Raw genomic sequence first — 6,335 nt, 5'->3', positions numbered from 1 at the left:
ACCGATTTGGAAAAGGTGCCGATCACGAAGTCGATATCGGTGCCCAGCGTCAGGCCCTGTTCCTCGTACACGCCACGCCCATGCGCCCCGAAGAAGCCCATCGAATGCGCTTCGTCGACCAGCACCATCGCGCCATGCTTCCGCGCGACCGCGACCATCTCGCGCAGCGGCGCGATATCGCCCAGCATCGAATAGACGCCTTCGAGCACGACCAGCTTGCCCGGCTCTTTCGGCAGCCGGCCGAGCCGCTTGTCGAGATCCTCGACCGAATTGTGGCGGAAACGCACGATCTCCGCATCACCCATCTTGCAGCCGTCGTAGATCGACGCATGGCTGTCGGCATCGAGGATGACATATTCGCCGCGCCCGGCGATCGTCGAGATCGTGCCAAGATTCGCCTGATAGCCCGTCGAAAAGACCATCGCGTGATCGGCGCCATAGAAGGCCTTCAGCGCCTCCTCCGCCTCCACATGGTCACGGAACGTGCCGTTCAGCATGCGGCTGCCGTTGGTCCCGCTGCCGAATTCGGCCAGCGCCCGCTGACCCGCGGCGATCACGTCGGCGTCGAACGTCATCCCCATGTAGTTGTAGGTGCCGAGCAGGATCGTCTCGCGGCCCTTGATCACCGCGGTGGTGGGGCCGAGCACGCGCTCCATGACGATCCCGAACGGGTCGCGCACACCCGACGACATCAATGCCTCGCGCTCCGCGATCAACGGATCGAACTTGGAGAACAGGTCGCGTTCGGGCGCGACCAGCGGCGCGGTGGCGGGAAGCGCGTCGGGAACCAGCCCAGCCTCGGTCATCCTGTCAGCCCTTCAGCTTGGCGACCGCATCGGCAAGCTGGCCGACGGTTTCGATTTCGGCCTGCATGTTCATCGTGATGATGATGTCGAACTCGTCCTCGATCGCGGCGACGAAATCCATCACGGTCAGCGAATCCCACTCCAGGTCCCCCTGGAAGGTGGTGGCGTCGGTAATGGCGATACCCTTTTTGTTGAAGGGTTCGATCTGGGCCTTGACGGTGTCGAGGATGGCGGTGCGGTCGGTCATGTCGTGCGTCGTGGCCCTTGAATGCGGCGGTTTGCGGGCGATGCTATAGCAAGCCGTAGGCGCGATACCATAAGGCGGTGGCATGCAGCCCGTGATCGGTGGTGATCCGTGGCAACCACAAGTCGGGCGGTGGCGCCTTTGCCGGATCGGCGGTCCAGTCCGGATGCAGCATATAGGCGACCCGGTCGGCGGTCAGCTTGGCGTCGGCGCCACGCCAGAAGTGATCCGCGCGCGCGGCGAGGCGCAGCCACGGGGCGGGCAGCGACAGTGTGGCGACCGAGCGCCCGACCGCGCGTCCGATCGCCTGCGCGAAGGCGGTATAGGTCATCGCGCCGCTTGGGTCGGCGGGCTCGTACAGCCCCCGGTCGTCCGGCGTTGCGGCAAGCGCGAGCAGCAGGCGCGCGAGATCGTCGACATGGATGATCGACAGACGACCGCCGCGCGGCGGCATCGGCACGATCCCGCGCCGCGCCGCGCGGAACAGGTCGCGCTGTTCCATATCGCCGGGGCCATAGACGCCGGGCGGACGGACGATCGTCGCCTCCAGCGCGCTGTCGCGCACCACCGTTTCCGCCTCTGCTTTCGACCAGCCATAGTCGGACAATGCGGGTTCGCGTGCAGCGAGCGAGGAGACGTGAACGAAGCGCGACACGCCAGCATCGTGCGCCGCCGCCGCCACGGAGCGCGTTCCGGCGACATTGGCGGCGGCGAATCCGGCGCGGTCGGGGGCGTTGACCGCCCCTGCGATATGGATCACCGCCGTGGCATCGCGGACCCATGCGGCCAGCGCGGTGCGATGGTCGAGCGTGCCGGTCACCCAGGTGACGCCGTCGCGTGGCGGCTGGGCACGGCGGGCGAGCGCGCGGACCCGGTGCCCGGCGGCAAGCGCGAGGGCGATCGTCCGTCCGCCGACGAAGCCCGTGCCGCCGGTGATCGCCAGGATCACAACAGCGCCATATGGTTGCGATGCACCAGCGCGCTACGCGGGGCATAGCCAAGGATCGCGGCATGTTCGTCGCTGCGCCGACCGAGCAGTCGCCGGGCGTCGGCCGCGTCATATTCGGCCAGCCCACGCGCCAGCGTGCCGCCGGGGCCCTCGATCGTGATCAGGTCGCCGCGGGCGAATTGCCCCTCGATCCGCGTCGCGCCGGCGGCGAGCAGGCTGCGTCCGTCGCGCAACGCCAGTACGGCGCCGGCGTCGACATGGATCGCGCCCTGCGCCGTCAGTCCGCCCGCCAGCCACGCCTTGCGCGCGGTGGCGGCACGCTCCGGCACGAACAGCGTGTGGCGCGAGGCCTGCGACAGGGGGCGATCGACCCGGCCGGACGCGATCGCCAGCGCGGCACCGGCGGCATTGGCGATCCGCGCGGCGGCGATCTTGGAAACCATGCCGCCCGAGCCCATGCCGGAAGCGGAGCCGCGATCCGCCATCGCCTCCACCACGCCGTCGATCCGCTCGACGCGCGGCATGTGCACCGCACCGGGAAGCGCGGGATTGCGATCGTACAGCCCGTCGATGTCGGAGAGCAGCAGCACGCCCTGTGCCCCCGCCGCCTGTGCCACGCGCGCGGCGAGGCGATCGTTGTCGCCGAAGCGGATTTCCTCCGTGGCGACCGAATCGTTTTCGTTGATGACGGGCACGACGCCCAGATGCAGCAGCCGGTTCAGCGTCGCGGCGGCGTTGAGATAACGGCGTCGCTCCTCCAGATCGCCGAGCGTCACCAGCATCTGCGCCGCGGTCAGCGCCTCCGCGCCCAGCACCTCGGCCCATACGCCGGCGAGCAGGATCTGCCCCGTGGCGGCGGCGGCCTGCGCATCCTCCAGGCTGGCCCGGCCGCCCTTGTCGAGCTTCAGCCGTCGGGCGCCGAGCGCGATCGCGCCGGACGAGACGACCGCGATCTGTTGCCCCGCGCGGTGGCGCTCGGCGATATCGCGCGCGACCCCCTCCAGCCACGCTCGCCGGACCCCGCCATCGGGATCGACGAGCAACGCCGAGCCGATCTTGACGATCAGGCGGGCGCAGGTTTCGGGCGGGAAGAGCGACATGGTGCGGCCGCGTTAGCGCGCGCGGCGCATGTGCTCAATCGGCGACGTCGCGCGATGCCTGACGAAGGAGGTGCGGGCGGCGGTCGCCGCGTGTGGGCTGACCGACCACGTAGAGTGCCGATATGGCGTTCGACCAGATCAGCCGCACGTCCGGGGCAAGCCGGGCGCGCGCGGGCAAGTCGATCGTCCAGACATAGCCGAACGTGCCGCGGTCGAAGGTGGCGATCGCGTCGCTCATCCGCGTGGCCTGATAGGGGCAGTCGGGCGGGAAGACGAGCTGCGACGGGTCAGCGGAGAAGCGGCCAGCGCGCGCGTGCCGATGATCGAGCAATTGCTGCCCGGCGAGCATCCATTCGCTGTTGTCGAAAATCTCGCGGCGGGCGATCGCGAGGTCCGCGATATGATCCAGCCGCCGCCCCGCCCAACTGGCTTCGCAGGTCTTGCCGACGAGTACGAGGACGGCGGCCCCGCGCGGCAAATGCGGTACGGCGGCCAGCGCCTGCTGTTGCGGGATCGCGGCGACGAACAGCGCGACGCCGCTCGTCGCCAGTCGCACCGTGGCGAAGGCCAGCGCCGCCGCCGCGCAGCGCGTGGCGAGCGCGGCGGGCGGACGGATCGACACCAGCGCGAGCGCGATGCCGGGCGCGAGCATGCGCAGATCGACGAAATTGCCGCCCATCGCCATTTTCGGCTGGATCACATAGGCCGCCAGCGTGGCCAGCGCCGCCGCCCCGCCAATGGAATCGATCCGCCATCCCCGCCGCGACAGCGCGATGCCGATCGCGGCCAGCAGCAGCAGCGCGCCCGCGACATCCCAGACGATCCACCGCTCACGCAGCAGCATCACCGGCCAGCCGACCTTGGCGATCCAGTCCCATCGCATCGCGGCATGCTCGCCGTGCGCCGGCAGGATTGCGATCAACGGGAGGGGCAGCATCGGCGCCACCCCGATGCCGGCGCGCAGCAACGCCGCCGGCCATGTGCTGTCCCGTCCGCGAGCGCGGGCGACATCCGCGCCGAACGCGGCAGTCACCAACAGCGCCCAGCCCGAGCCGTGCGCCAGCCACACGAGCGCGGCGAGTGGAACGAACAGCATGGCGCGCAGCGCGATCCGTCCTCGCCGGCCGAGCGCGATCCACAGCGCCAGCGCATAGAAGGCGAGTCCCGCCGACAGCATGAAGTTGACGAAGCCGTTCTGGAACGGGAAGCCATAAGCGAGCGGCAGCGCCAGTGCTGCGAAAGGGGAAGGGTGCCCCCCGCTCTCGCGCGATACCAGCAGCAGGCCGCCGATCCACAATGGCGGGATCGCCGCGACGACCAGCCACGCGGCGCGCTCGATCGGGAGCCATGTCGCCAGCGCCTGTACCGCGATATCGGCCCCGAGGTTGCCGACCGGCATCCAGTGATAGGCCCAATGCCGCGCGATCAGCCTCGATGTCGTGATCGCATGCGCGATGTGGAACCGTCCGATATGCCCCGGCAGATCGGTCAATGGCGGCAGCGGCACCGACCATAACGGGATCGTCGCGGCCACCAGCAGCAGTGCCGCGAACCAACGCGCTTCCCACCAGCGCAGCGCCGACACAGTCGGCAGGGGATCGGCGGCAGGGGCCCGCACGGCGTCAGCAGTTCAGACCGGCGACCATTCCACCGCGTCTTCCTCGCCATCATCCTCGACCGGCGCTTCGTGCGACGGGATCGCCTCCAGCAAGCGATCGAGCACCCAATCGACGCCGGTGCCGCTTACCCCGGACAGGGGGATGACCGGCACGCCGCTCGCTTCCTCCAGTTCCGCCGACAGCGCCGCGATCAGTTCGTCGTCGAGCGTATCGATCTTGTTGAGCGCCACAACGAACGGCTTGTCGTCGAGACCGCCGCCATAGGCCGCCAGTTCGTCGCGCACGATGCGATAGCTCTCGGCGACGTCGTCGTCATGCGCGTCGACCAGGTGCAGCAGCACACGGCACCGCTCGATATGGCCCAGAAAACGGTCGCCGATCCCGGCGCCCTCGGCGGCGCCCTCAATCAGCCCCGGAATGTCGGCGATCACGAATTCGCGCTGGTGGTGGCGCACCACCCCCAGCTGCGGACGGGTGGTGGTGAAGGCATAAGCGCCCACCTTCGCCTGGGCGTTGGTGACCGCGTTGATGAAGGTCGATTTACCCGCATTGGGCAGCCCCACCAGTCCAGCATCGGCCAGCAGCTTGAGCCGCAGCCACACCCACGCCTCGTCGCTCGGCCAGCCGGTGCCGTGTTGACGCGGCGCGCGGTTGGTGGATGTCTTGTAACTGGCGTTGCCGCGCCCGCCGTCACCGCCGCGCAGGAACTGCACCCGTTCGCCGACGCGCGTCAGGTCGACGAGCAGCGTGCGCTCCTCGTCATCGGCGAGGATCTGCGTCCCGACCGGCACCTTGATGACCAGATCCTCGCCGCCAGCGCCAGTGCGGTTGCTGCCCGAACCGCCCTGGCCGCGCGGCGCACGGAAATGCTGCGTGTAGCGGAAGTCGATCAGCGTGTTCAGCCCCGCAACCGCTTCGAAGATGATATCGCCGCCCTTGCCGCCGTTGCCACCGTCCGGCCCGCCATATTCGATGAACTTCTCTCGCCGGAAACTGACCGCGCCGGGCCCGCCGGAGCCGGAGCGAACGAAAATCTTTGCCTGATCCAGAAAATGCATAACGAGCCGCTTAGCGGGTTCGTGCGAACGACACCAAGGTGTTTCGACGCCGTTCCAGGGCAGCGAGGGCCATGGGGCGCGGGACGGCGCGATCTGTCGCCGTCGCGGCCGCAGGGATCGTCAGCGTTCCGCCAACCCCCGATCCGCGAGCAGCATCTGCCGCGCGATCGCGCGCGCCCTGTCGCGCGGCAGGTCCAGCGCGCGGGCCATCGGCGCGCCCAGCAGCGCATCGCCCAGCGCCATCAGCACCAGGTGCAGCGTTTCGTCACGGATCGGCACGTTCGGGCGCTCCTCGTCCTTCGACAGATCTTCGACCAGGTCGTGGATCGCGGTCAGGATCGGGTCGAGGGCATCGCGATTGCCGGTCAGGATCATCCAGCCCGCCAGCGCCCCCGCGCCGTTGCGGCCGAAGGCGTCGAACACCAGATCGACCACCTCCGCCGGATCGTGGGCGGCGCGCGATCGCCGCACGGCATCGCGGATCGTGTGCACGATCCTGGCCGCCATGCTTTCGATCAGTGCCTTCTGCAGGCCGTTCGCCGATCCGAAATGATGCAGC

General features: G+C 69.2%; 6 protein-coding genes and 1 pseudogene. All 7 read right to left on the bottom strand.

The window, feature by feature from the left end; all coding sequences use genetic code 11:
- Positions 1–806, bottom strand: an 806-nt coding sequence (locus ACFDSW_RS14460; protein WP_375250975.1) for an aminotransferase class I/II-fold pyridoxal phosphate-dependent enzyme, incomplete at its 3' end; no start/stop codon positions are given.
- 4 nt (positions 807–810) lie between these two features.
- Entirely contained in the window at positions 811–1,053 is a 243-nt protein-coding gene (locus tag ACFDSW_RS14455; protein WP_375250974.1) for an acyl carrier protein, read from the bottom strand.
- A 43-nt stretch (positions 1,054–1,096) separates the two neighbouring features.
- Positions 1,097–1,999: an NAD-dependent epimerase/dehydratase family protein gene (locus tag ACFDSW_RS14450; RefSeq protein ID WP_375250973.1), complete on the bottom strand. Its 903-nt coding sequence runs from the start codon at positions 1,997–1,999 to the stop codon at positions 1,097–1,099.
- Complete coding sequence (gene proB / locus ACFDSW_RS14445) at positions 1,996–3,099, bottom strand: glutamate 5-kinase (RefSeq protein ID WP_375250972.1); 1,104 nt, start codon at positions 3,097–3,099, stop codon at positions 1,996–1,998. The genes ACFDSW_RS14450 and proB overlap by 4 nt, the downstream gene beginning before the upstream one ends.
- Positions 3,100–3,133: 34 nt before the next feature.
- Positions 3,134–4,717 (bottom strand): hypothetical protein, encoded by a 1,584-nt coding sequence (locus ACFDSW_RS14440; protein WP_375250971.1) that lies wholly within the window; start codon positions 4,715–4,717, stop codon positions 3,134–3,136.
- Between the two features lie 12 nt (positions 4,718–4,729).
- Complete coding sequence (gene obgE, locus ACFDSW_RS14435) at positions 4,730–5,776, bottom strand: GTPase ObgE (protein WP_375250970.1); 1,047 nt, start codon at positions 5,774–5,776, stop codon at positions 4,730–4,732.
- Positions 5,777–5,896: 120 nt separating this feature from the next.
- Positions 5,897–6,335, bottom strand: a pseudogene (locus ACFDSW_RS14430) (TetR/AcrR family transcriptional regulator); the annotation flags it as partial.

Origin of the sequence: Sphingomonas sp. (assembly GCF_042091075.1) — a bacterium.
Classification (GTDB): domain Bacteria; phylum Pseudomonadota; class Alphaproteobacteria; order Sphingomonadales; family Sphingomonadaceae; genus Sphingomonas.
This window is presented reverse-complemented; position numbering and strand designations above follow the sequence as displayed.